Origin of the sequence: Natronobacterium haloterrestre, assembly GCF_900112205.1 — an archaeon.
GTDB lineage: Archaea > Halobacteriota > Halobacteria > Halobacteriales > Natrialbaceae > Natronobacterium > Natronobacterium haloterrestre.
Genome location: NZ_FOKW01000001.1, coordinates 175,492 through 198,678 on the forward strand (window position 1 = coordinate 175,492; position 23,187 = coordinate 198,678).

Below are 23,187 nucleotides of genomic sequence, written 5' to 3' on the forward strand. Positions count from 1 at the left end.
CAGTAGTTGGTAATACGGTTTCGTTATTCGGAGTAGGTCATGAAACTCGTGGGGAAGTATAGGCCAAGCAGTTATCGAAGCGGTTACCGATCTATCCGAACTATGCTAAAAGCCGCCTGCTGAATAGAGAGTAGAGTACAGCCTGGCAACAGCGTTTGTTTCACGCAGAATTGGAACCAGCCACAGGCTGGAAGTGAGAGATAGCCCTCGTCTCCAGAAAGATTATTGATGGCAATCTCCTCTCATCTTATAATGAGTGATCTCGGCCAGTTCTGGCCGCACGTTGTTGGGAGACAGCGGAAGAGAGGTCTTCTCCTACTGGCCGTGATCGGCCTCGCACTACTCTTCTCAGCCGGGTTCGTCCTCGGATTGCTGGACATCGATATCTCCCCTGGCTGGATCGGAGTGGCACTCGTCATCGCCGTTGCAGGGGGAGTACTGAAGGCGGGGCTCTTCCCGACTATCGGTGCGCTGTGGCTGTTCGCCTTCTGGTATTTCGTCTTTCCACCGCTCATCGGCTATCTCACTGGCAACTGGGAAATGGCGTCTCGATATACGTATCCCCGGCTCTTGGATTATGGAAATACATCTGCATATGCAGAATTAACTGGGGGAATCGAGCAGGGCGTTACATCTGGCTTCGTCTATTCGCTCATCCTTGGAACCGGGGGGTACATTATCGGAACCACTATTTCTTGGCTGTCAAGACGGCTCCCTGCAAATTGACGGTTGGACCGGCTGTACTGACTTCCGATCTTTGGTGTTGATCACCTTCGGTTCGTGCCACATTCGCGCTCTGTACTGAGCTTTCGACCCTTTATGCGGATCGCGCTCTACCGAGTGCAACATTCGCGCCCTATATTCAGCAGAGACTGAACGTTCTACTTCAATTCTATCAGAATCTACCTGCTGAATAGAGAGCATGGATGCAGTAAACCGCCCCCTCTATATTCCAATCAAACTTTGATGAATCAGACAACCAATTGACCTGCGAACAGAGTCTCCGAAGATTTATGTCTACGGCTTAATGAATACTGAGAATCATGGTCACTGGTACGTCCGTACAGCGTCTTGCTATAATTTTAATGCTGTATGGCGGTTTTCACGAAGTAAGCAATACGGTTCGTCCGCAGTTGTCCGGTTTCTCATACGAGGCTAGTGGAGTAATAATGTTTTTGGCATTATTGCTTGGGGGTGTTGGAGTTGCTGCGGAGCATATCGAAAACATCGAAAACATCGAAAATACGGATAGGGATTAGCCTATGAAGTTTTAATATTCGTTTATATTCACTTGTTCTCTGTACTGACTGATTCGGACTCTCGCAGATCGGTACTCGGTTCGTGCTGCATTCGCGCGCTCTATTCAGCAGACATTGAACGTCGTACTCAGAATCTGTCAGAAACTGCGTGCTGAATCTAAATCAGGAGTGCAGCACCGCAACCCTGTTTCTTTCGCGCCGGAATCGCTGAACCAGCCGCTCACTACACCTGCGTAGTGACCGAACGGCCCGAGTCAGTTTCGAATAGAATTCTGAATACAGAAATCGTGCTGCTATCTACTGGTAACGATCGGACCGCGGCTACTTCTTTTCACCCTCGAGGATCCGCTCGATCAGTTCCGAGTCGTGGTCGCCGAGCGCCGAACGGATCAGCAGGTGTCCCCCCAGCACCGACGGACTGATCACGGTGTCCGCGCCCGCGTGCTCGAGTTTCTTCGTGTTCTCCCGGTCGGTCGCGGCCGCGACGATTCGTGCGTCCGGCGCGAGTTGCCGGGCCGTCAGGATCGCCAGCGCGTCCTGTGCGTCCTCCTCGGTCGCGACGACGATCCCCGACGCGCGGGTGATCTTCGCACGCTCGAGCGGCCCTTCGTCGCTCGGATCGCCCGTGACCACCGATACATCGCGCTCGCCGAGTTTCTCCGCCGTGTCGTGATCGTTCGTTACGACGACGAACTGCCGACCGCTCGCGGCGAGTTCGTCGACGATCGGTTCCGTCAGTTTGCTATAGCCCAGCACGAGGAGGTGATCCTCGAGCAGTTCGAGTTCGGAGTCGGTCATCTTTCCCAGTGTCTTCGTGATTCTCGCCTGGATCGCGGGGCCGACGAGCGCCCCGATCGCGATACCGAAACTGGCCACCCCCAGTACCAGCACCGACATGGTAAACAGCATCGCCTCCGTCGAGTCCGGGTTCGGCGTTACGTCGCCGTAACCGACCGTGCTCGAGGTGATCAGCGTGAAGTAGAAGGCATCGAGGACGGTATCGATGGCGTCGAAGTGCTCCCGCAGGGCGTAGCCGCCGATGGTGCCGTAGAACTGGACGCCGACCAGCGCGGCTCCGGCGGCTACCTGGGTGGTCGACAGCGACAGCGAGCTGGTGAACCGGTTTCGGGTGACCAGCAGGAGGGGAATCGCGACCAGCGAGACGACCACGAGCGGGAACGAGTACGGGCTGGCCTGGAGCAGCCCCTGGGCCGCGGTCAGGGGCAACAACAGCAGCGTCGCCCACCAGCCGGCCCGCAGCCCGCGCCGGAGCGCGAGCGCGCTCCCGACCATCAGAAAGCCCGTCAGCGCGCCGGTAAAGCCCGCGGCGTTCCGGACGGCGTCCGGCAGGAGCGGGGCGAGCGGCCCGTAGACGGTATCGGTCCCGATGTTGACGATGGCCGTCGCGACCGAGAGCAAGGCGACCGTCATCGCGAGCAGCACGGCTGCACGTGCCGAGAGGATCCGTCGGGGGAGCCCCGCTCCCGCTCGAGGCGACCGGGAATCGGCCATACTCTCCGCTCCGCCTCGTCGTTATAAACGTCTTCGTTCTTCGGCCGTTCCCGCTCGAACCTTCCTTCCGGTACACGTTTACGGATCCCGCACGACCCGTCGACAATGGCGCTTCCGGTCGAAGTACTGCTCGGGCTCTATCTCGGCCTGCTCACCGGTATCGTTCCGGCGTTCGTCTCCGGATCGCTCGGGTTTCTGGTCCGATATTTCACCGGGGTGACACTCCCCGGGTTCGGCGTCGTCGTGCTCGCGCTGTCGATCGCCAGCATCCAGGGCGGCCTCCTCGGACTCGTGGAACCGACGATCGCGCAGTCGCCGCGGTTGCTGGTCGCGGTCCTCGTCGTACTCATGCTCGCGCTCTACGCCCACAACCAGGGCGACAAACTCGGCGCGGAACTCCCCCACCGGGTCTCGCTGACCGCGCTCCGCCAGCGGACGCTTTCGGCCGACGTCGTCGAACTCGTCGGTTCGATGGGGCAAGTGACCGTTCGACCGACCGGCGAGATCCGGGACATGGAAGGCTACCCGCCGTTGTCGCCCGAACTTCGGCGCTCGCTCGAGAGCGGGTCCTGGCGGCTTCCGGCCGACCTTCCGCTGTCGGAACTCGAGGTTCGACTCGAGGAACGGTTGCGGACCGAGTACGACCTCACGGACGTCGAGGTGAGGATCGACGAACGGGCCGGGGCGACGATCGCCGCGGCTCCCCCCACGGGAACCCTCTCGCGGCGGGTCCCGGAGCGAGCGCAAGCGGTCTCGCTGACGACGCTCGTCCCGACCGGCCTGGCTCGCGGCGACTCGGTTGCGATCCGCCTCGACAGTCGGTCGATCACGGGGACCGTTCTGAGCGTCCGAAGCGACGGGGACGCGGACGGGGCGGAGGCGGTCGGAACGGGGGACGCGATCGAGGCGACCGCGACGGACGGGGACGGTGGAACGGAGACGGAAACGGGCGAGATCGCGCCGGCCACGAAGCCGAGCCGGTCGACTGGAGCCGTCGGCGGCCCCGGACGGGTGGCCGTCGCCGTCCCTCGCTGGGACGTCAGGCCACTCCTCGAAGCGGATCGACCGCGCCTGATCGTCCGTTCGCGGGGCACGAGCCGGGAGTTCGAGGCCCTCGCGCTGGTCAAGCGGGCCGGGTACGCGATCCGCCGGCTCACCGTCGACACGGCCGGCAGAATCACGGGGACGACTGCGGACGAAACCGTCGAGTCCACTCCGACCGACGTGACGATCCTCGCGGTTCGTCGCCAGAACGTCACTGCCGACGGTCACAGGAGCGGGTGGACGTTCGCGCCCGACCTCGAGTCCGGGCTCGATCCCGGGGACGAGGTCTTCGTTACGGGGCCGTCGGACTCGATAGCGACGTTCGAGGAGGCGACGAAGCCATGATCGCCGTGCAGGCCGCGTCGATACCGGGACAGGTCCCTTCGGAAGTGCTGTTCGATGCGCTCGTCAGGCTGTTCTCGTTTACGCTGCTGGCCGGCGCAACGGCGACTTCTGCGGCGGCCGCGTTCCGGTGGTACAGCGCGGATTCGCTCCCGGAGGGCGTGGCGATCCTGGTCGGCATCGCGCCGGTTGCGATCTGGCTGAACACCCAGAGCGCGTTGCAGGACGCGATCATCGGGTCGACGTCGCTGCTCGACGCCGAGACCGCCGTCTTTACGATCGTCGCGTTCGTCGCCAGCGCGATCGCCGCCGACGGCGGCCGCCGACTCGGCGACTACCTCGCCCGGGACGTCCGCTGGATGGCCGGTTCGCGGACGATCGACGACGTCGGACAACTCGTCCGGACGGCTGGGCGGGTCGTCGCCGTCGAACTCCCGGCCGAGATCGACGACGTCGACGGCTACGACCCGATCGACCCCGCCACGGCGGACGAACTGGCCGGGCAGACGTTTCTGCTCCCGCGCCGTCTCTCGACCGAGCAGTTGCGCGAACGCCTGATCGCCCGTCTCGAGCACGATTACGGGGTCGGACACGTCGAGGTCGAGATCGGCGACGACGGAACCGTCGCGTCGCTGGCGGTCGGCGGCCGGCCCACGGGAATCGGGCCGACGCTCGGCCCGGAGACGGTCGCGGTCGCGCTCCGCGGTGACCCCGCGCCCGACGCGAGCCCCGGCGATGCCGTCGGAATCTGGTCGCAGGACGGCGGGTCGACACGGCCGCTCGCCGAAGGGGAACTCAGGGGAGTCGCGGGCGACACTGCCACCGTCGCCCTCGACGCGGAGGACGCCGCCGCCCTCGAGGCCGACGCCGACTATCGGCTCGTGACGCTTCCCGGTACCCCCGGCGGCGAGCGGGAACTCGTCTCGCTGCTCCGGGCGGCCGAGGAGGCGGTGACGACCCGCACCGTCGACGCGACCGATCCCCTTTCGGGGACGACCGTCGGCTCCCTGCCGGGGTTCGTACTGGTCCTCCAGCGGGGCGGCGAGGCGACGAACGAAGGCGAAGCCGAATCCGGGCCTATCGTTCCGGTTCCGTCCGACGAAACCAGGCTCCAGACCGGCGATACGGTCTACGTGCTGGGTCGACCCGAAACGCTGGATCGCATCGGGGACGCGAACGAAGCGATCCGCCGGGAGCGGTAGCTACTTGCCTCCGGCACGGATACCGCCACTCATGGCCACGGAGTGGAAACTGTTCGCCGACCTCGCCGAACGCGCAGGGGAGAAACGCGTCACCGTCGAGGCCGCCGCCGGCGACACCGTCGGCGACGCCCTCGAGGAACTGCTCGCGGATCGATCCGACCTCGAGGACCGCGTCCTGGACGAGGAGGGCGACCTGCGCTCCCAGATCAACGTCCTCCGCAACGGGACGAACGTCCTGATCGAGGAGGAAGGGCTGGAGACGGAACTCGAGGACGGCGACGAACTGGCGCTGTTCCCGCCGGTCAGCGGCGGCTAACCCTCTACGGCTCACTCCTCCGGGGCAAGGACCTCGACCGTCAGGCCGTTCGGCTCGTACGCGTTCGCGGCGTACCCGCCCTCGTTCCACGGGAACGCGTCGTCCTCGAGCGCGTCACGCCAGGCGTCAGGCTCGGAGATGCGAGCCGGCTGTCTGCGCCCCTCCGCGTCGGTCGCCCGCGACAGCAGCGTGTGAGTACCGGGTCCGGGTTCGGCCACCCAGTCGTACCGGAACAGTCGCCACGCGCCGGCGTAGTCGGGACCGAACAGCTCCGCGTCGTCCCACGTCCCGCCGCCGTCGGTCGACACCTCGACCCGTTCGACGGCGTCGTCGCCGGCCCAGGCGACGCCCCCGATCTCGACCCGCCCGTCCGGGTCCGGCGCCACCGCTGACCGTCCGTCCGGCGCGCCGATCACCGACATCACGTTCGCGTCGAAGGTGTAGGGATGGTCGACCGCGCCCTCGAGTTGCTCCCAGGTGTCGGTCGTGGGCACTGTCTCGCGCTCCTCCGGGTCGACTCCTTCGGGGTGGATGCGATAGGACTCCTGGTGCCAGACGGCGTGATCGCCCGGACGGTCGAGCGCTCCGTCGACGACCATCCCGTCCGCGACTCGCAGCTCTTCGACCCACTTGACGTTGTTGACGCCGTACCAGCCGGGGACGATCAACCGAACCGGATAGCCGTGCTCCCGGGGCAGTGCCTCGCCGTTCATCCCGTAGGCGAGGACGGCGTCCTCGAATGCCTTCTCGAGCGGAATCGACCGGGCGAACACGTCGTCGCCGTCGGACCGGTCGCCGCCGACGGCAGTCAGCCAGCGGCCCTCGACGTCGTCGACCCCGAAGTCCCGGAGGATCGAACGGACCGGCGTGCCGGTCCAGATTGCGGTCGCCGCCGCGTCGAAGCCCCACTGGACGCTGCCCGTTTCGGGCTCGTGCTGGCCGCGCCCGTTGCCGGCACACTCCATCGTATGGGCGACCGCCACGGTCGGGTACTCCTCGCGGAGGGCCGACATGGTGAGGCTGCCCTCGAGCTGGCCGGCCAGCGAGACGGTCCACGCAGTCTCGTCGACATCCGGGATATCGTTCCGGTGGCAGACGAAGTGTTCCTCTATCGGCGTCAGCCAGTCCGCGAACGTGCTCCGGTCGGCGGCGCCGACGACGGTGTACTTGTCCGCCTCGTCGCGAACCGGACTGACACCGCCGGCTTTCGCCTCCACGATCGCGTCGATCTCTTCGTGTCGGGTTTCTCGTGGGTGCTCGGCGACCATACCCGCTCCACCACGGCTGGCGGTAAGTATCGTTGCCTGCCGACGGTAGCCGACGAACCGGGACGGAACGTCGAGAAGGGGAGAACTACTCGCGCTCGAGGCGCCGGCGGCCGAAACCCGGAGACGCTAACGGGCTGTCAGGTCGATACCGAGCACGAAGTCCGGCTCCTCCGCCAGACCGGCCCCGGCGTAGGCGGCGTCCGTGACGAAGCGGGTCGTCTCGGGGATCAACACGCGGGTCTCGTCGGCGCCGACCGCCGCGGCGTCGCGAGAGATCGCCGCGAACAGCGCCCGGGCCGCGTCGGCGTCCTCCCAGCCGGCGACGCCGTACTCGGCCCACGTCGTCTCGGTGCCGTCGTCATCGTCGTTCTCGCGGTCGTAAGTGCGGTTCCGGTAGGCCGTCGCCGCCAGCCCGTCCCCGCGCTCGAGGGCGAAGACGGCAGTTTCGTCTGCGAGTCGTTCGAAGTCGGCCCGCGTCAGTTCCCGCAGCGCCCACGTCTCTTCCGGTGCCATTCCGAGGCCCTCGAGGCGCTCGCGGGCGTCGCTGTGGGTCCAGTAGCGCCACGCGGCGTGGGGGTCGCTCGTGACCCGCGCCGGCCCCGCGCCGGGGTCGACGCCCGCGTCCGGGTCGGGGTCCGGTTCGGCAAAGCGGAACTGCGTGACCGGCTCGAACCCGCTCGAGCGGGCCGCCGCGAAGGAGGCGGTGTTCCAGGAGTGGATCAGGATCCGTCCGACCGTCGCCCCGCGCTCGCGGGCCCACTCGAAGCAGGCCTCGTTGAGCCGGCGGCTGATCCCCCGTCCGCGGTAGTCGGCCGCCACCCGGATCCCCTGGAACCAGGCCTCGTCGGGCGAGAGCAGCACGGCCTGGACGATGCCGACCGGCGTCTCCTCGACCGTCGCGAGGAAGGTCTTCTTCTCGTCGCGTTCGTCCTCGTCCTCGAGCCAGTCGTGGTAGATCTCGGGGATGTAGTCGCCGCCGCGGTCGTCCCAGATGTCCTCGGTGAACGCGCGGACGCCCTCGTAGTCGTCGTGGGTCGCCCGCCGGATCCGGATTTCGTCGGCGTCGCTATCCGTCACGCTATCCGCTTCGATCGAAGGGTTCGGACTCATCGATCGCTCACTCCCAGGGGACGGATCGTTCCTGCAGTTCGCCCGCCAGGGACGTGCTCATCGCCTCCTCGACGTCGTCGGCGTTCTCGAGCGCCCACATGAGTTTGACCTTCGCCGTCCCGGGCAGGGTGTCGCCGGCCTCGATGACGCCGGCCTCGAGCAGGTCCCGGCCCGTATCGTAGACGCGGTCACAGACCCGACCCTCGAGACACTGGCTGGTCATCACGACGGTCGTCCCGTCGTCGACGAGTTCCTCGATCCGCGGGATGAGGTCGGTGTGAATGTGGCCGAGCCCGGTCCCCTCGAGGACCAGCCCGTCGGCCCCCTCGACGACGTCGAGGAACGCGGGGTCCATCCCCGGCGTGAACTTGAGCAGTTCGACGTCCTCCGCGAGGTCGGCCTCGAGCGCGAGGTCGCCGTCGTCTCGGGTTCGGTGCTCCCGGTGGAACCTGACGTCCTCGGACTCGTAGTCGACCTCGCCGAGCGGGTCCGCGCCGATCGTCTCGAAGGCGTCGCGTCGCGAGGTGTGGTTCTTCCGGACGCGGGTACCCCGGTGGAGGGCACAGCGGTCGTCGCTCTCGGAGCCGTGCATACAGACGAGCACTTCCGCACAATCGCTTTTCGCGGCCTCGACGGCACAGACGGCGTTCATCACGTTGTCCGAGGAGGGGCGATCGGCGGACCGCTGGGACCCGGTAAAGACGATCGGGACCGGCGTCTCGAGCATGAACGCGAGCGCCGAGGCGGAGTACTGCATCGTGTCGGTGCCGTGCATGACGACGACGCCGTCCGCGCCCGCTTCGATCTCCTCGCGGACCGCCTCCGCGAGGTCCTGCCAGATCGGCGGCTCCATGTTCTCCGAGAGGATGTTCGCGACGACGCGGCCGCGGTAGTTCGCCCGGCCCGCGAGGTCCGGCACTGCACGCAGGACGTCCTCGGCGTCGAACTGGGCCGTCACCGCGCCGGTCCGGTAGTCGACCGTCGAGGCGATCGTGCCGCCCGTCGAGATCAGCGAGATCGTCGGCAGGTCGTCGTCGAACTCGATCTCCGAGGCGCCGTCGTCGCCGCTCGCGCCGTCGATCTCGTAGACGTCCTCCTCGAGCACCGTCGCGTCGGCCTCGTCGCGATCGATGCCGACGTTGTACCCTCCTTCGAGTTTGACCACGAGGTGATCGTCCGAACTCGAGGGCAGCAAGACGCCTTCGTACGTGCGATCGTCCCGGTCGACGCGAACGCGATCGCCTGGTTGCATGCGCGAGGGTTGCGCGCCATCGGACTTGAAGGCACGCTTTCGCCGCCGTCCGCCGGGCGGCTACGTCGCGAAGCCGACGACGATGAGACCGAGGCCGGTCAGGAGCAGTAATCCGGCGATCAGCGCCGTCAGCAGTCGGATGGAAGTGAGCGATTCCTCGTGGAGATCGAGCCGGGAGTAGAGGTGTCGTGCGCCGGTGAGAATCCCGATGGCGATGGCGCTCACGATGGCCCCCAACACGATCAGTTCCGTACTCACTGTCGGTCGTACCAGCCCACCGGGCATAAAACGCCGGTCGCGTCGTCACGACGCGAAGGAGGCCAGCGTCGCGGCGGCTACGGCCCGTGCAGTGGCTCCCCGGGGAAAGGCCCATGATCCCGGCGGGCGTCCGTTCGATCATGAGCGACCGCTCGGACGAACTGACCGAGAGCCGCGAGCGGGAGTCCGGGGATTCCCGCTCGACGGAGGACCTCCTCGAGGAAACGGAACGATTGCTCGAGGAGACGGAGGCGGGATCGGGGACGGGAGCCGAGACGGAACTGGGCGGCGCGAGCGGCGTCGACGACTCCTCGACTGCCGGGCTCGGCTCGACACCCGAAGTCGGGTCCGAACCCCAACCCGACCCCGAACTCGATCCCGGACCGTCGGCCGCGGAGACCGACGCTGACTCCGACTCCGATCCCGACGATTCGTCGACCCTCTCCCGTTTCGTCCCGAGCCTCCCGCGTCCGGGACTGGTCTCGCGTGGCGACCTCTTCTCGCCGAAGGCCTTTCTCGCTCTGGTCCTCCTGATCGGGGCCGGCCTCCTCGCCGGCGGCACGGTTATTCCCGTCGCCGGCCGGCTGATCGGGATGTTCGCCGTCGCGTTCCTCGTCGGCCTCCTAGCGTCGAAGCGACGCTACCTCGAGATGGCCGCCGCCGGCGTCCTCTCGAGCGGGCTGGTAACGCTCGTGACCGACCCGTTGCTCGCGGTGGCTGGCAACACGCAAATCCTCCTCGCGGTCGGCGCGACGGCCGGTCTGGCGACGACCGTCGTCGGCTACTACTTCGGGCGGGATCTGCGGGCAGGACTCTCCCGTGATGTCGACTGAGGACTCGAGAACGGAGTGACGGCCGACCCGGGCTTACGACTGCTGGGACCGTGTCCCCTCCCGGGTCAGCTCCCAGCCCCGCTCGGTCCGCCGAACGACGCCGTTGTCGGCCATCGCCTCGAGCAGTTCCGCGACGACCTCGCGGGGCGCATCGATGTCCTCGCTCAGCTCGCCGACCGATTTGGGCTCCGAGCGAACGCTCGCCAGCAGGTCCGCGTAGATTCGGCTCTCCGGGCCGGCGTCGACCGCCTCGGAGATCCGGTCGAGGACGTCACAGAGCCGCCCCTGGACCCACCGCTGGGCGAGCGAGAGTTCGTTCTCGAGCTGTTCGAGGTCGTCGAGCACCTCGAGCAACTCGTCGAGGTCGTCGGTCTGCTCGAGGGAGACGTCCAGCGAGAGGTGCCGACAGGTCGTGATGTCGAAGCTACTGTTTGCCGGATAGGCACTCTTGCTTGCGAACCCGTACGGAGAGACGGTGACCTCGAGCCGGACGTTGCGCGCGATGTGGAAGTACTTCCGACGCTGGTCGTCGATCCGGCTCTCGATCAGGCCCGCCTCCTCGAGTTTCCGCAGGTGTTCGATGACCGCCTTTGGACTCACGCCGAGGTAGTCGGAAATCTCGGTAACGTAACAGGGCTTCCGGGCGAGCAGTCGGAGGATCCGTCTCCGGTTCTCGTTTCCCAACAAGTCCAGCAACGCGGCGGAGTCCATCGATAGCGGGTATGGTATCGGCGCTGAAAAGGGTGTCTGCTCGTCCCGGGAATCGATTAAAACGGCCCGCCCGACGCAGCCGGGTCGGTGGTAATGTTCGCGGCGGGTTCCGGCAACCGTCGGCTCGTCTACCGTCGTGTTCGAGAATCAGGACCGATCGTACAGCGCGGTCGCGGTCGACCCGGTCGGTTCGGTGTCGACGTCCTGGGAGCGAGCGGAGCGGCTATTGTCCGGGAGTACCGCCGTTTCCGCCGTCGTTCTGTCCGGGAGCAGAGCCGGACTGGTCGTCGCTGTCGTCTTCGCTGTCGTCTCCGCCGTCGTTCTGTCCGGGTGAAGAATCGGACCCGTCGCTGTCGCCTCCACCGCTCTGTCCGGGAGCAGAATCGGACCCGTCGCTGTCGCCTCCACCGCTCTGTCCGGGAGCAGAATCGGACTCGTCGCTGTCGCCTCCACCGCTCTGTCCGGGAGCAGAATCGGACTCGTCGCTGCCGTCTCCGCCGCCCTGTCCGGGAGCAGAATTGGACCCGTCGCTGTCGTCTTCGTCGCCGCTCTGTCCCGGCGGAGCAGCGGGCTGGCCGTTTTCGTTGCCATTATCGCCCTCGTTCTGACCGTCCTGATCTGTTCCTCCGGCTGCGTTCTGGCCCGGAGCATCGCCGGCATCGCCGGATTGACCCGGCGGCGAGCCGTCGTCCGTCCCGTTCTGTGGGCCGCCAGGATCCGCACCAGGCGTCGAGTTATCCGCCTGGCCCGGTGGCGTCCCGTTCCCTTCACCCGTGGTCCCGGACGGCCCCCCACCCGGTGCATCGCCGGACGCTCCCAGACCGAGACCCCGTGCCGTCGCGTTGACGTCGGGGCCGGCGAGTTCCGAGGCGTTCTTCTCGAGGGTCTCGAGACGGTCACTTCCCAGGCCGGCCGCCTCGGCTCGTGGTTTCGTGCGCTCGATCTCCCGCTCGAGCGCCGCGATTTCCGCCGTCAGTTCCCCCATCCGGGCCTGATACTCGCCGGTCGAGAGGTTCTCGTCGCTCCCGTTTCGCAGTTCGGCCCGCTCGGCCTCGAGTTGGGCGAGACGATCCTCGAGGTCGTCGGTACGGTTGGCGATCAGTTCGGCTCGCTCCTCGTCGTCGGAGCGTTCGTACTCGGCGTCGAACATCTCGGCCTCGACCGACCGCTGGGTGTCGGCGGCGCTCGACTGCATGAACGTCGCAACTGTCGTATTGGCGGCCTGGTCGGTATCGGAATCCGTCGACGCCAGCGCCGCATCCGCCCCCGTTTCGGTCTCGACGTCGGCGAACGCCCCCGCGACCGCACCGGCTGCAACCGGGGCGATCGAGAGGCCGACGACGGTGACCGCGAGAAGGACGACCGTCCGAGTCGGGATCATCACGTGTCCTTTCGCCCGAACCCACTAAAAATGCGAATATTCGTTCGCACAGTTTACTCCGATCCGTTACGGTATGAGATCCGTTCCGAGCGTTTAACCCTCCCTCACAATCGCCCGCTGCTCGTCCAGATTCGGGTCGAGGGTCGGTCGTGAGTTCCCGTCGTCGATGACTGCGAAACTCGAGCGCGAGGGCGCCGCGGGACGACGCTGAATGCAATACGGCTTAAATCTGTTCGCAAATAGTTATCCCGCTCGAGGCCATGTGTATAGTTACCATGTTCGAGGTGTTCTCGCGTAGCTACTATCTCGGACGCCTCTACGTGACGCCGACCGACGAGGACCGTGCGTTCATGCACAGCGACCAGCACGAACGCATCAACGAGCACGTGTACGCCACCGGCGACGGACTCGAGCGACTCGATTCGCCGCTGGTGATGAAACTCGAGTCCCGGCATTTCCCGGTCCACGGCGACGAGAGCGTCCCCGCGAACACGCTCGCCGTCCCCGAGTCGATGCTCGAGGAGACGGACGTGCGGAACCCGCCCTCCCTCCGCGAAGTCTTCCTCGCGCGTCGCGAGCGGGCACAGCAACTGCTCTCGTTCGCCGGCGGCTGGCAGCCGCCGGGCGTGGAATCGGCGGACGACCCGTCGAGCGGCGACGACGTCCCGAACGCCGGTACCTAGAAGTAGTCGCGCTTCGCCTTTTCGTCCGAATGCTCGACCTCGACGAGTTGCTCGGACGCGCGTCGTTGAAGGAGCGAATCGACGAACTCGAGGCGGAGAACGAACGGCTGCAGGCCCAGTACGAGGCCGAATCCGACCGACGCGCCGAGGCGGCGACCGCCAGACAGGAGGCCGAACAGCGGGTCAACCGGCTCGAGGACCGGATCGCCCAGCTCGAGGGCGAACTCGAGCGCCTGGAGAGCGACGGCGACGGCTCCGGGCTCGAGGTCCGACGCCGGGAACGGCTCCGGGGCGCTCGGCTCGCCGAGGTACTCGATCGTCTGGGTTCGCTCCGGACGGCCTCCGAGGGTGCCCTGACGGCCGTCGTCGGGAGCCCGGACGGCCCCGGTGTCGAGGATCTGGGGGCCATCGACGGCGACCTCGAGGACGTGCTCGGTCGCGAACGGCTGGCGCTGGTCGACGACGCCGCGCCGTGCCTGCTCTGTGTCGACGACGCCGGCCTCGTCTCGGTTACGCTCGATCCGCCCGTATTGCCCGACCGCGAGCCCGTCTGGGACGACCGGTTCGACCTCGAGCGGGAGTGGTTTCGCCCGACCGGCCGTCACGCGCTCGCGCTCGTCCGCACCGACCTGTTCGCGGTCGGGATCTACGAGGACGAGGAGCGACTCGAGACCCACGGGTTCGAGAGCGACGTGAAGGGGAGCCACTCCAAGGGCGGCTTCTCCCAGGCCCGGTTCGAGCGGATCCGCGACGAGCAGATCGACGACCACCTCGAGCGGTGCCGCGAGGCGCTCCGCGAGCGCGTCGGCGACGGGGCCGTCGACCGGCTGTATCTCGCCGGCCAGCGCGGCGTCGTCGAGACCCTCGCCGAGGAGACGACGGTCGACCCCGCGCCCGCGGCGACCGCCGCGGTCGATGCGACCGGCGATCCGGAGGCGGCGCTCGAGGACGCCTACCGGTCGTTCTGGACGACGGAACTGCGGGTGCTGTAGCCCGCGGACCGGTCGCCGCTCGCCCCTCTCGTCGGCCCTTCGTCGCGGCGCCGTCGGGTCTTTCGATCCGCGGACGGCGCTGTTAAGTACCCCCTGATCCTTGTGCCCGATATGCGTATCGCGATACTCGCTCACGAGAAGTTCCCCGACCGGGCCAAGACGGCCCTCGGCGTGCTCCGGTACGCCGACGACGACGTCGTCGCGGTTCTCGACCGGGACGCTGCCGGCGATCGCGTTGCCGACTACGTCGGCGACGTCCAGGACGCACCGATCGTCGAGGGGATGGACGACCTCGAGGCGGACGCCGTCGACGCCCTGCTGATCGGTATCGCGCCGATCGGGGGCGGCTTCGACGAGAGCTGGCGCGACGACGTCCGAACGGCGCTCGAGAACGGCTGTGACGTCATCTCCGGTCTCCACTACTTCCTCTCCCAGGACGAGGAGTTCGTCGAACTGGCCGACGAGTACGGCTGTGAACTCCGGGACGTCCGCAAGCCCGACGACGACCTGACGGTCGCCGAGGGCGTCGCGGGCGACGTCGACGCGGAGATCGTTCTGACCGTCGGCACCGACTGCTCGGTCGGCAAGATGACGACGACGATGGAACTGGCCCGCGACGCTCGGGAAGCGGGCTACGACGTCGGCGTCATCCCGACGGGTCAGACCGGGATCATGATCGAGGGCTGGGGGAACCCGATCGACCGGGTCGTCAGCGACTTCACGGCCGGCGCGGTCGAGGAGATGATCCTCGAAAAGGGCGACGAGCACGACTACCTGCTCGTCGAGGGACAGGGCAGCATCGTCCACCCCGCATACTCGGCGGTCACCTGCGGCATCCTGCACGGCTCGATGGCCGACCGACTCGTGCTCTGTCACGACGCCGGCCGCGAGGTCGTCCACGGCTACGAGTCGTTCGACCTCCCGTCGATCCCGACCTACGTCGACCTCTACGAGAGCCTCGCCGCGCCGATCAGCGACGCCGCCGTCGTCGCCGGGGTGCTCAACACGTCCGACCTCGAGGATGAAGCCGCCGAGCGTGCCGTCGACGAGTTCGCCGCGGAACTCGACGCGCCGGCGACGGACGTCATCCGGTACGACACCGACGAGGTGCTCGAGGTGCTGTTCGAATGAGCCTCGAGACGTCGTTCACCCGGCGGCGGCTCCCACTGGAGTTCCCCTTCACGATCTCCCGGGGGACGACCACGGAGACGGAGGTCGTGACCGTCCGGATCGAGGACGAGGACGGGACGGTCGGCGTCGGAGGAGCCGGCCCCTCCGCACACTACGGGGAAACCGCAGACACCATCGAGGCCGTCCTCCCGGACCTGCTCGCGGCCGTCGAGGAGGTCGGCGACCCTCACCGGCTCGACCGCATCGAGCGCCGGCTACGCGAGACCGTCGAACGCAATCCGGCCGCCCGGTGTGCCGTCAGCATCGCCCTCCACGACCTCGTCGCGAAGCGACTCGAGGTGCCGCTGTACGAGTACTGGGGGCTCGATCCCGCCGACACCGTCGAATCGTCCTACACCATCGGGATCGACGACACCGAGACGATGCGGGAGAAGACCGAGACGGCCCTCGAGCGCGGCTACACCACGCTGAAAGTCAAACTCGGCACGGACCGCGACCTCGAGATCGTCGAGACGATCCGGGATGTCGCGCCGGCCGACGAGGTCCGCCTGTACGTCGACGCCAACGAAGCCTGGACCCCGCGGGAAGCGGTCCGCAAGATCGACGCCCTCGCGGCCTACGACCTCGAGTTCGTCGAACAACCGGTTCCGGCCGAGGATCCGGAGGGGCTGAAGTTCGTCTACGAGCGCGCTGCGCTGCCGATCGCGGCCGACGAATCCTGTATCACGGTCGAGGACGTGCCACGGATTGCGGACCGCTGTGACATCGCGAACCTGAAGCTGATGAAGTGTGGCGGCCTCCGGGAGGCAAAGCGGATCGTCCACACCGCCCGCGCCCACGGCCTGCAGGTGATGTGTGGCTGTATGAACGAGTCGAACGCCTCGATCGCGGCGGCCTGTCACCTCGCGCCGCTGCTGGATTACGCCGACCTGGACGGCTCCCTGCTGCTCGCCGACGATCCCTACGACGGGGTCCCGATGCCGGGCGGCCGAATCGACCTCGAGTCGCTCGACCGGACCGGTACTGGGGCCGTCCTCGAGTGAGCTAACGGGCGAGAACCGACGCGGCCCGGTTCCGTCCTCGTTTCCGTGCCGAGTGCACCGAGAGCGTCAGTTCCGGACACTGTCAGGTCGACCGTCAACAGTGTTTACAACGGTGGTCGGTGGAGACGTCCCCGGCATGAACGACTCAGGCGAGACCGACGAGTCGAGGCTGTCGCGCCGAACGGTGCTACGGGCCGCGTCCGGCACGGTCACGCTGTCCGTCGCGGGCAGCGGTCGGGTCGGGGCGTCCGGAGCCGCAACCGCGACCCGGGGGGAAACGCAGGCGCTGTTCGACCGGCGCTGTCCCGACGCGACGCTGCAACCGAGTATGGGGTACTGTGCGGACTCGAGTACGGCGGGCTGTACTGACGACCACCCGGAGACCGTGGAACTGCAGCGAGCCGTCCGCACGTCGCTCGAGACCCGGTATCCGGACGTCGGCGCGTTGGTCGACGCGGGGTTCAAGCCCTACTTCGACGTGCTCGGCGGGGGCGAAGGGTGGTCCCACTGGCTGAGCCCGGAACACATCGGCGACGAGGGGGTGGTCGACCCCGAGCGGCCCGAAGCGGTCCTCGTGGACAACCACTCCTGGCGCTCGATCGGCGTGATGTTCATTGCGACCCGGAACGGCGAGCGGGTCGAACCGCCGACGATATACGACGCGGACGGTACGGTTAGCGACGGCGATGAGCACGGCGGCTCCGGACACGGTAACGGACACGGGAAACCCCCAGCGGACGATCCGACACGCTGTGCTCCCTGGCACTATCACGCCGGGGCACCGGGCCGGTTCGCGTGGTGGTTCTACCAGCAGGTCTACGAACGCGAGTACGCCGACGGGGACGTGACCGTCGACACGGACGCCGAGTTCCCCTGCCGGACGCCGTGCATGATGCACGTCTGGATCGTCGACCACCCCGAGGGCGTCTACGCCCACGACGGGCCGCCGCCGGAGTACCGGGAGCGCCCGCCGGCCGACGACCCCGGGTTCGAGACCGACGCGGAACCGGGCGAAGACGACCTCGGCTGGGACGTCCTCCCCGAGGAGGTCGTCCCCGACCGCAGGCCGGACTCGTTCGCGCACCTGTCGCCGCTTTCGAATCGCCGGTAGCGTCCCATATTTATGGCTCAACCTATAATCGATCGAACATGGGTTACGACACCGTAGCCAAAACCGACCCGGAATCGGTCGTCCCCGACGAATTCGGCGGCATGTGGTTCCTCAAGGAGGAACTCGATGCGGACCACGTCGGCGTCACGGTACTCGAGCTCGCCCCCAGCGGCGAGGGGAAACCGCACAACGAGGCCGAGACCGGCCAGGAAGAAGTCTACTACGTCCTCGAGGGCGAGGTCGCGGTGGACGTCTTCGACGACGGTGAGGTCGCCGAGACGGTGACGCTCGAGGCCGACGAGGCGATCCGGCTCGATCCCGAGGAGCGCCGCCAGATCCGCAACGGAGGGGACGAACGCGCGAAACTGCTTTTGGTCGGCGCGCCGCTGTAGGCGCTCGACGATCGGTCGCCTCCGCCGTCCGGCGGCCGGGGCTGAATCGACTTTTCCGGTCGATACATGCTCGAGTCGACCCGACCGATCACGACTGGCACTTCTCGGAGGGCGGTCCGCGGCCGAGCACCGGTGGCCGAACGATTCCCCGCACCTCGCGACGGGATGATGTTCGGGACAGGAGCTTACTCTCGTCCGCCAGTAGCCCCTGCCACGCGTTTAGGCTGGCCTAAATACCCCGCGTCGGTCGTCGACTCGAGGAGGCCGGCCGGGACTCCAGAGGTGACAACAATGACGAACGTCTCCATCGACTCGGACGCATCGCTCGGCGATCTCGTCGAATCGAACCCCGAATTCGCTCCCGTCTTCGAATCGCTCGGCATCGACTACTGCTGTGGCGGCACTCAATCCCTCTCGGCGGCCTGCGAGGCAAACGACCTCGAGATCGAGGCGGTCCGCGAACGCCTCGAGGGGGCGCTGACGGACGACGCGAACGACACCGCGCCCGAGTGGAACTCGCTGACCCAGCTGGCGAACGTCATCGTCTGGGAACATCACCGACCCCTGCGTACCGACCTCCCGGATCTCGAGGCGCTCGTCGAGAAGGTTGCCCGCGTGCACGGAGACTCCCACCCGGAACTCCGTGAGGTCGAGGCCGAGTTCCGCGAGTTGAAAGCCGACATCTTAGAGCACGTCGACGAGGAGGAACGGATCGCGTTCCCGATCGTCAAGAAGCTCGATACCGGCGCCGAACTCACTGCCGACGAGCGCGACGACCTCCTCGCGGAGATCGAGAGCCTCGAGGACGACCACGACGAGACGGCCGCCCGACTCGAGCGGCTGCACGACCTCACCGACGGCTACGAGCCCCCGGAGGACGCGTGCATGAGCTATCGCGAGATGCTCCGCCGCCTCGAGGAACTCGAGCGGGACACCCACATGCACGTCCACCGGGAGAACAACGTCCTGTTCCCGAAGGCGGCGGCGCTGCTCGAGGAAGCGTACGGCGTTCGACCGTCGCCGTCGGGCTGACTTCGGCTCCGGTATCGACACCGGCTCCGGTATCGACACCGGCACACCGGCACCGGCACCGACACCGGCCCTCACTCCCAGTCGATCTCCTCCCCGCGGCTCGATTCCCGGAGGATGAACGGCCCGATGGCCAGCGTTCGCTTCGCCATCGTCGCGATCCGCAGGACGAACGCGATCAACAGCAGGAACGGGGTGACCGCGACCGTCGCGGCGGCCGCGACGATCCACACCAGGACGTCGACTCCCAGAACGGTCCCGGTCACCGCGCCGGCGTCGAAAAAGAGTAGCATCGACATCGTCACCACGAGCGCGGGGACCGCGACGTACATCATCGCCCGCGAGAGGTTGATCAACTCCCACTGGAAGTACAGCGTCTTGAAGTGCTCGCGGGCCAGGCCGAACAGCTTCAGCGACTCGAGCAGTTCGTCGTAGGCCTCCCGCGTCTCGTCGGTGAACGAATCGGCGTGGGCGTTTGCGATCCGGCGCGCCCGGAAGATCTTCCAGGAGTAGTTGTAATCGAGCGCGGCTTTGAGGACCTCGTACGTGCCGAACTGGGCGTCCTCGAGTTCGTCGCGGATCGAGTCGGCGTGCGTGGCGAGGTTGTCGGCGAAGTCGTCGACGCGGTCGATCAGGTCCTCGTCCCGGCTGTCGGAGACGGCCTCGCGGAAATCGCTCGCGCGCTCCGCGGAGGCGGCGACGATAGCCTGCAGGAACGACGCCGGCTCCGGCGGGCTGATCGGCGCGTCGATCGACTCCTCGACGGTCCCGCGGAACTCGAGTGCGCCCTCGAGCCGTTCACGCTGGTCCTCGACGGCGCCGAGTTCCTGGGAGAGCACGAGCGAGTTGATCGTGACCACGAGCGTGACGCCGGTGATTAGCGCGGTGGTAAGGGCCTGAAAGAGGGTCTCGACCGGGTCGCTCGTTCCCACGAGTGCCCTGAGCGAGACCGGGCTGAGTCGGGCGACGACCAGCAGGCCGACGAAGACGACGACGACGAGGACGCCCGTGACGAGCCACCGGTTGGCGTCCAGCAGGAACCGGTGGACCCAGGTCGGGGACTCGCTGCGCCGGGCCATCGTATCGTCGGGCTGGGAGCCGTCGCCGCTCATCGCTCGAGGACGGAGGTACCACGGTGGTTCGGAAATAAGTACGGCAGGCGACGCACGGACCGAACTCGCTCGATCCGCGACAGCGGATCAGCCCAGATCCTCGTCGCGTTCCGACTCCCGCAGGATGAACGGGCCCATCGCCAGCGTTCGCTTCGCGACCGTCGCGATCCGGAGGATGTAGGTGATGAAGACGACGAACGGCGAGATCCCGATCACGAATCCCACGCTCGTGACCCACACGAGGTTGTCGATGCCGAGGAAGGTACCGGGCAACGCCCGACCGTCGACGTACATGAGCATGATCGCCACCACGGTCAGTGCCGGTACCGAAATGTAGAGCAACGCCCGCGAGAGGTTGATCAGTTCCCACTGAAAGTACAGCGTCTTGAAGTGCTCGCGGGCCGGCCCGAACAGCTTCAACGTCTCGATCGTCCGGTCGAGTTTCTCCTCGGCGTCCGCCGAGAGCGCGTCGGCGTGATCCGCACGGATCTGCCGTGCGTCGTAGATCTTCCGCGAGTAATTGAAGTTGAGCGCGTGCCAGATCACCGCGAACGTACCGAACTGGGACTCCCGGAGGCCCTCCTTGACGCTGCGGGCGTTTCCGGTCACGTCCTCGACGTAGTCGGCGACCTTCGCCCGCAACTCCTCGTCGCGTTCGGTCTCCATCTCCGCCTCGAGTTCCCTCGCCCGGTTCTGGACGCCCTCGACGAGTTCGAAGAGGAAGGCGGCGGGTTCGGGCGGGCTCGCGTCCTCCTCGATCGCATCTTCGACGCTCTGCCGGAAATCCATCGCCTCGGCCATGCGCTCGCGCTGTTGGCCGACTGCGCCCAGTTCCTGCGAGAGGACGAGCTGGTTGATCGTCACGACGATCGACGTGCCTGTGATGATCGCCCCGATGAACGCCGAGAAGAGGTACTCGAGGCCGTTCTGGTCCTCGATGATCAGCCGGAGCGGCGTGAGTCCGAGCCGACTGGCCGCGACGAGGACGAGGAACACGACGGTCAGGACTGCGCCGGTGAACACCCACCGGTTCACCTGGAGCAACACCCAGTACCGCGGTCCGCCGAGCCGATCGCCGGCGTCGGTTCCGTCGGTGCGTCCCCCCTCGTTCGACTCCGAGTCGCCCGAGTCGTTCATCGGCTATCGGATCCGACGACGGCGGCGAGTAAAAGACCGGGCCCGGGAGGTGACGGCCCCGAAAGCGGATACGGGCGATCTCGTCGGTCGAAACGACGGTCTCGGGGGCGTGACTGTCAACGCAGCCTTTTGCCGACGGTCCCCGTAGTCCCGTACGACATGAGCGCTGAGAGTGCTCCCGGGTCCGACGGGATCGGCACCGGAAACTGGCTGCTCGGCGGGGCGATCGGCGGCGCGGTCGGATCGTTGCTGTTCGGCCTGGTGCTCTGGCTCGTCGATCCGACGATCGTCACCGAGGCGATTCCGGCGATATACGGGATCGAACCGGCCGGCACCGCCGGGTGGACCTTCCACCTGGCCCACGGGCTCGTCCTCGGCGTCGTCTTCGGCGCGCTCATCAGTCGTGACCCGATCCTCGGGACGGTGACGGCCGACGTCGAGACCGGGTTCCTCGCATCGATGGGCAACGGCCTCCGCTTCGCGCTGGCGGGCATGGTCTACGGGCTCGCGATCTGGGCGTTACTCCCCCTGATCGTGGTGCCGGCCTGGGCCGGGATCGGGGGAATCGAGGAGCCAGGGTTCCCGGTGTTGGCCTTCGAGAGCCTCCTCGGTCACCTCCTCTACGGCCTGTTGCTCGGCGGGTTGTTCTCGGCGGTCGCCGATACGGCCCCGAAAGCGAGGGAGGCCGAGGCCCCCTTCGAGGAGGCATCGGACTCATCGCGTTCCTCCCGGGAGTGAATCCCCGCCATTCTTCGAAACTCGTCCGCGGGACAGGGGACAGAGGACAGGAGACCGGGAACGAACGAATCGACGGCGCTCGAACCCGGAAGCCGGAACGACGAACGGAGCGACCGCCGCCGGTAGCCAACCTCGAGCGCGGATTCCGTCTCCACAGCCCGGTGTGACGGAGTGTCGACGGACAGCATCGCCCGAGATCGATCGGTTGCTGCGTGCAAACGACGGCAACAGTGGTACCAGCGCCGGCGGTGTGGTCTTCCCGTATGAGCGAGTCCGGGGGTACCGGTGAGACCGCGAACACGATCCAGGACCGGGTTCGTGGCGGGAAACCGGTCGTGTGGTTCCTGGTCTCGGGAAACCGGTTTGCCGTCGCCGGCGTGTTGCTCGCGGTCGCGTACGCGGTGCTCGTCTTTCTCGGACAGTTCGGACCGGGTTCGATCACGCGGCTGTTCGAGCCCGACCCGCTCTTCGCGCTGTTCACCCCGGTTATCATCGGCATCATCATGGGCGTCAGCCTCGTCCTGACGTTCAACCAGCTCGTCCTCTCGGCGGAACTCGGCCCCATCGGGGATCAGCGCGAACGGATGGCGGAGGCGATGGCGTTCCGGCGGGACGTCGAGGACGCCGTCGGGCGGGAGACGAGTCCACCCGAACCCTCCACGTTCCTGCGCGGCCTCGTCGAGGCGACCGGAGCCCACGCGGCGACCGTTCTCGAGCGACTCGAGGCCGAGTCCGACCTCGACGCGGCGGCACGCGAGGACGTCCGCGAGTACGCCGAGGGCGTCGCGGCGGACGCCGAGCGCATCACGCCGAAAATCGAGGGCCGCCAGTTCGGCACGTTCGACGTGGTCGCGTCGGTGCTCGAGTACAACTACTCCTGGAAAATCTACGCGGGCCGGCGCGTTCGCAACCGCCACGCGTCGGAACTCTCCGAGGAGACGCTCGAGGCCCTCGAGAACCTCGTCGCCGACCTCGAGTTCTTCGGGCCCGCCCGCGAACACTTCAAGACGCTGTACTTCCGGTGGGAGATCATCGACATCTCGCGGGCGCTGGTGTACGTCTCGCTCCCCGCGCTGTCCGTCGTCGCGTACATGATCCTGGTCTTCGAGACGGGCGACGTCGCGGGCTCGGTCGCCGGCGTCGACACCGGGCTGCTGGTCGTCGGCCTGGGGCTCGCGGTCGGGGTGACGCCGTTTTCGATCTTCCTGGCGTACATCCTCCGGATCGTCACCGTCGCGAAGTGGACGCTGTCGATGGGGCCGTTCATCCTCCGGGAAACGGATCGCGGGTCGGACATCGAGTGGGAATGATCCGCCCGGCCGCCGGCCGGC

The 23,187-nt window shown here is 66.9% G+C and carries 24 protein-coding genes; 15 read left to right on the plus strand and 9 right to left on the minus strand.

All coding sequences use genetic code 11. The features are described 5' to 3' along the window. Nucleotides 1–252 precede the first annotated feature (252 nt). Entirely contained in the window at nt 253–726 is a 474-nt protein-coding gene (locus tag BM113_RS00840) for a hypothetical protein (protein WP_089785534.1), read from the plus strand. Nucleotides 727–1,043: 317 nt separating this feature from the next. After that, nucleotides 1,044–1,259: a hypothetical protein gene (locus BM113_RS21720; protein ID WP_143095790.1), complete on the plus strand. Its 216-nt coding sequence runs from the start codon at nt 1,044–1,046 to the stop codon at nt 1,257–1,259. Between the two features lie 321 nt (nt 1,260–1,580). Here the strand turns inward: BM113_RS21720 and BM113_RS00845 are convergent, their stop codons facing one another. Continuing rightward, nucleotides 1,581–2,771 carry an NAD-binding protein gene (locus BM113_RS00845; protein WP_177209071.1) on the minus strand — a complete coding sequence of 397 codons (1,191 nt, stop codon included), beginning with the start codon at nt 2,769–2,771 and terminating at the stop codon, nt 1,581–1,583. Between the two features lie 105 nt (nt 2,772–2,876). Between BM113_RS00845 and BM113_RS00850 the strand changes: the two genes are divergently transcribed. From BM113_RS00850 to BM113_RS00860, 3 genes are read left to right on the plus strand one after another with little or no spacing between them, the layout of a single operon-like run. Then, nucleotides 2,877–4,160, plus strand: coding sequence for a TrkA C-terminal domain-containing protein (locus tag BM113_RS00850; protein WP_089784535.1), 1,284 nt, complete (start codon nt 2,877–2,879; stop codon nt 4,158–4,160). Further along, entirely contained in the window at nt 4,157–5,359 is a 1,203-nt protein-coding gene (locus BM113_RS00855) for a TrkA C-terminal domain-containing protein (RefSeq protein ID WP_089784537.1), read from the plus strand. Before BM113_RS00850 ends, BM113_RS00855 begins: the two co-directional genes overlap by 4 nt. Before the next feature lie 31 nt (nt 5,360–5,390). Continuing rightward, entirely contained in the window at nt 5,391–5,675 is a 285-nt protein-coding gene (locus BM113_RS00860; protein WP_089784539.1) for a ubiquitin-like small modifier protein 1, read from the plus strand. 11 nt (nt 5,676–5,686) lie between these two features. Here the strand turns inward: BM113_RS00860 and BM113_RS00865 are convergent, their stop codons facing one another. From BM113_RS00865 to BM113_RS00880, 4 genes are all read right to left on the minus strand, one after another. Next, nucleotides 5,687–6,943, minus strand: a complete 1,257-nt coding sequence (locus BM113_RS00865; RefSeq protein ID WP_089784540.1) for a sulfite oxidase — start codon at nt 6,941–6,943, stop codon at nt 5,687–5,689. A 126-nt stretch (nt 6,944–7,069) separates the two neighbouring features. Beyond that, nucleotides 7,070–8,053 (minus strand): GNAT family N-acetyltransferase, encoded by a 984-nt coding sequence (locus tag BM113_RS00870; RefSeq protein ID WP_089784542.1) that lies wholly within the window; start codon nt 8,051–8,053, stop codon nt 7,070–7,072. Nucleotides 8,054–8,060: 7 nt separating this feature from the next. Further along, entirely contained in the window at nt 8,061–9,305 is a 1,245-nt protein-coding gene (gatD, locus tag BM113_RS00875) for a Glu-tRNA(Gln) amidotransferase subunit GatD (protein ID WP_089784544.1), read from the minus strand. Nucleotides 9,306–9,365: 60 nt separating this feature from the next. Next, complete coding sequence (locus tag BM113_RS00880) at nt 9,366–9,563, minus strand: hypothetical protein (RefSeq protein ID WP_007142177.1); 198 nt, start codon at nt 9,561–9,563, stop codon at nt 9,366–9,368. 140 nt (nt 9,564–9,703) lie between these two features. On the opposite strand from BM113_RS00880, the gene BM113_RS00885 reads away from it, so the two are divergent. Continuing rightward, nucleotides 9,704–10,396: a hypothetical protein gene (locus tag BM113_RS00885; protein WP_245757946.1), complete on the plus strand. Its 693-nt coding sequence runs from the start codon at nt 9,704–9,706 to the stop codon at nt 10,394–10,396. 33 nt (nt 10,397–10,429) lie between these two features. Here BM113_RS00885 and BM113_RS00890 read toward each other — a convergent pair whose 3' ends face one another. Together BM113_RS00890 and BM113_RS00895 are read right to left on the minus strand one after the other, a co-directional pair. Next, nucleotides 10,430–11,107 (minus strand): ArsR family transcriptional regulator, encoded by a 678-nt coding sequence (locus tag BM113_RS00890; protein ID WP_089784548.1) that lies wholly within the window; start codon nt 11,105–11,107, stop codon nt 10,430–10,432. 223 nt (nt 11,108–11,330) lie between these two features. Next, nucleotides 11,331–12,488, minus strand: a complete 1,158-nt coding sequence (locus BM113_RS00895; RefSeq protein WP_089784549.1) for a hypothetical protein — start codon at nt 12,486–12,488, stop codon at nt 11,331–11,333. A 275-nt stretch (nt 12,489–12,763) separates the two neighbouring features. Here BM113_RS00895 and BM113_RS00900 point away from each other — a divergent pair, with 275 nt between their 5' ends. The 7 genes from BM113_RS00900 to ric all read left to right on the plus strand — a co-directional run bounded on the left by BM113_RS00900 (nt 12,764) and on the right by ric (nt 18,872). After that, the gene (locus tag BM113_RS00900) at nt 12,764–13,171 is read left to right on the plus strand and encodes a DUF5802 family protein (RefSeq protein ID WP_089784551.1); all 408 of its coding nucleotides are present in this window, start codon (nt 12,764–12,766) and stop codon (nt 13,169–13,171) included. Nucleotides 13,172–13,200: 29 nt separating this feature from the next. Next, nucleotides 13,201–14,163, plus strand: coding sequence for a Vms1/Ankzf1 family peptidyl-tRNA hydrolase (locus tag BM113_RS00905; protein ID WP_089784552.1), 963 nt, complete (start codon nt 13,201–13,203; stop codon nt 14,161–14,163). A gap of 111 nt (nt 14,164–14,274) precedes the next feature. Then, on the plus strand, nt 14,275–15,294 hold the full coding sequence (locus BM113_RS00910; protein ID WP_089784554.1) for an N-acetyltransferase DgcN family protein: 1,020 nt from the start codon (nt 14,275–14,277) through the stop codon (nt 15,292–15,294). Next, nucleotides 15,291–16,337: a dipeptide epimerase gene (locus BM113_RS00915; protein WP_089784556.1), complete on the plus strand. Its 1,047-nt coding sequence runs from the start codon at nt 15,291–15,293 to the stop codon at nt 16,335–16,337. The genes BM113_RS00910 and BM113_RS00915 overlap by 4 nt, the downstream gene beginning before the upstream one ends. Nucleotides 16,338–16,473: 136 nt before the next feature. Beyond that, nucleotides 16,474–17,448: a hypothetical protein gene (locus BM113_RS00920; RefSeq protein ID WP_089784557.1), complete on the plus strand. Its 975-nt coding sequence runs from the start codon at nt 16,474–16,476 to the stop codon at nt 17,446–17,448. A gap of 38 nt (nt 17,449–17,486) precedes the next feature. Further along, nucleotides 17,487–17,840: a cupin domain-containing protein gene (locus tag BM113_RS00925; RefSeq protein WP_089784559.1), complete on the plus strand. Its 354-nt coding sequence runs from the start codon at nt 17,487–17,489 to the stop codon at nt 17,838–17,840. Nucleotides 17,841–18,131: 291 nt separating this feature from the next. Beyond that, entirely contained in the window at nt 18,132–18,872 is a 741-nt protein-coding gene (gene ric / locus BM113_RS00930) for an iron-sulfur cluster repair di-iron protein (protein ID WP_089784561.1), read from the plus strand. A 71-nt stretch (nt 18,873–18,943) separates the two neighbouring features. Here the strand turns inward: ric and BM113_RS00935 are convergent, their stop codons facing one another. After that, entirely contained in the window at nt 18,944–19,981 is a 1,038-nt protein-coding gene (locus tag BM113_RS00935; RefSeq protein WP_089784563.1) for a DUF7972 family membrane protein, read from the minus strand. Nucleotides 19,982–20,068: 87 nt separating this feature from the next. Then, nucleotides 20,069–21,118 (minus strand): DUF7972 family membrane protein, encoded by a 1,050-nt coding sequence (locus BM113_RS00940; protein ID WP_089784564.1) that lies wholly within the window; start codon nt 21,116–21,118, stop codon nt 20,069–20,071. A 159-nt stretch (nt 21,119–21,277) separates the two neighbouring features. Here BM113_RS00940 and BM113_RS00945 point away from each other — a divergent pair, with 159 nt between their 5' ends. Further along, a complete protein-coding gene (locus BM113_RS00945; RefSeq protein WP_089784566.1) occupies nt 21,278–21,856 on the plus strand; it encodes a hypothetical protein in 579 nt (192 codons plus the stop codon). 263 nt (nt 21,857–22,119) lie between these two features. Beyond that, nucleotides 22,120–23,166 (plus strand): DUF7972 family membrane protein, encoded by a 1,047-nt coding sequence (locus BM113_RS00950; protein ID WP_089784567.1) that lies wholly within the window; start codon nt 22,120–22,122, stop codon nt 23,164–23,166. The last annotated feature ends 21 nt before the right edge of the window (nt 23,167–23,187 follow it).

Coding starts and splice junctions, on each gene's coding strand:
- BM113_RS00845 (WP_177209071.1), bottom strand. CDS start 2,771: ATGGCCGATTCCCGGTCGCCTCGAGCGGGAGCGGGGCTCCCCCGACGG.
- BM113_RS00945 (WP_089784566.1), top strand. CDS start 21,278: ATGAGCGCTGAGAGTGCTCCCGGGTCCGACGGGATCGGCACCGGAAAC.
- BM113_RS00850 (WP_089784535.1), top strand. CDS start 2,877: ATGGCGCTTCCGGTCGAAGTACTGCTCGGGCTCTATCTCGGCCTGCTC.
- BM113_RS00915 (WP_089784556.1), top strand. CDS start 15,291: ATGAGCCTCGAGACGTCGTTCACCCGGCGGCGGCTCCCACTGGAGTTC.
- BM113_RS00840 (WP_089785534.1), top strand. CDS start 253: ATGAGTGATCTCGGCCAGTTCTGGCCGCACGTTGTTGGGAGACAGCGG.
- BM113_RS00895 (WP_089784549.1), bottom strand. CDS start 12,488: ATGATCCCGACTCGGACGGTCGTCCTTCTCGCGGTCACCGTCGTCGGC.
- BM113_RS00865 (WP_089784540.1), bottom strand. CDS start 6,943: ATGGTCGCCGAGCACCCACGAGAAACCCGACACGAAGAGATCGACGCG.
- BM113_RS21720 (WP_143095790.1), top strand. CDS start 1,044: ATGGTCACTGGTACGTCCGTACAGCGTCTTGCTATAATTTTAATGCTG.
- BM113_RS00885 (WP_245757946.1), top strand. CDS start 9,704: ATGAGCGACCGCTCGGACGAACTGACCGAGAGCCGCGAGCGGGAGTCC.
- BM113_RS00905 (WP_089784552.1), top strand. CDS start 13,201: ATGCTCGACCTCGACGAGTTGCTCGGACGCGCGTCGTTGAAGGAGCGA.
- BM113_RS00925 (WP_089784559.1), top strand. CDS start 17,487: ATGGGTTACGACACCGTAGCCAAAACCGACCCGGAATCGGTCGTCCCC.
- BM113_RS00920 (WP_089784557.1), top strand. CDS start 16,474: ATGAACGACTCAGGCGAGACCGACGAGTCGAGGCTGTCGCGCCGAACG.
- BM113_RS00900 (WP_089784551.1), top strand. CDS start 12,764: ATGTTCGAGGTGTTCTCGCGTAGCTACTATCTCGGACGCCTCTACGTG.
- ric (WP_089784561.1), top strand. CDS start 18,132: ATGACGAACGTCTCCATCGACTCGGACGCATCGCTCGGCGATCTCGTC.
- BM113_RS00940 (WP_089784564.1), bottom strand. CDS start 21,118: ATGAACGACTCGGGCGACTCGGAGTCGAACGAGGGGGGACGCACCGAC.
- gatD (WP_089784544.1), bottom strand. CDS start 9,305: ATGCAACCAGGCGATCGCGTTCGCGTCGACCGGGACGATCGCACGTAC.
- BM113_RS00870 (WP_089784542.1), bottom strand. CDS start 8,053: ATGAGTCCGAACCCTTCGATCGAAGCGGATAGCGTGACGGATAGCGAC.
- BM113_RS00935 (WP_089784563.1), bottom strand. CDS start 19,981: ATGAGCGGCGACGGCTCCCAGCCCGACGATACGATGGCCCGGCGCAGC.
- BM113_RS00910 (WP_089784554.1), top strand. CDS start 14,275: ATGCGTATCGCGATACTCGCTCACGAGAAGTTCCCCGACCGGGCCAAG.
- BM113_RS00860 (WP_089784539.1), top strand. CDS start 5,391: ATGGCCACGGAGTGGAAACTGTTCGCCGACCTCGCCGAACGCGCAGGG.
- BM113_RS00890 (WP_089784548.1), bottom strand. CDS start 11,107: ATGGACTCCGCCGCGTTGCTGGACTTGTTGGGAAACGAGAACCGGAGA.
- BM113_RS00855 (WP_089784537.1), top strand. CDS start 4,157: ATGATCGCCGTGCAGGCCGCGTCGATACCGGGACAGGTCCCTTCGGAA.
- BM113_RS00950 (WP_089784567.1), top strand. CDS start 22,120: ATGAGCGAGTCCGGGGGTACCGGTGAGACCGCGAACACGATCCAGGAC.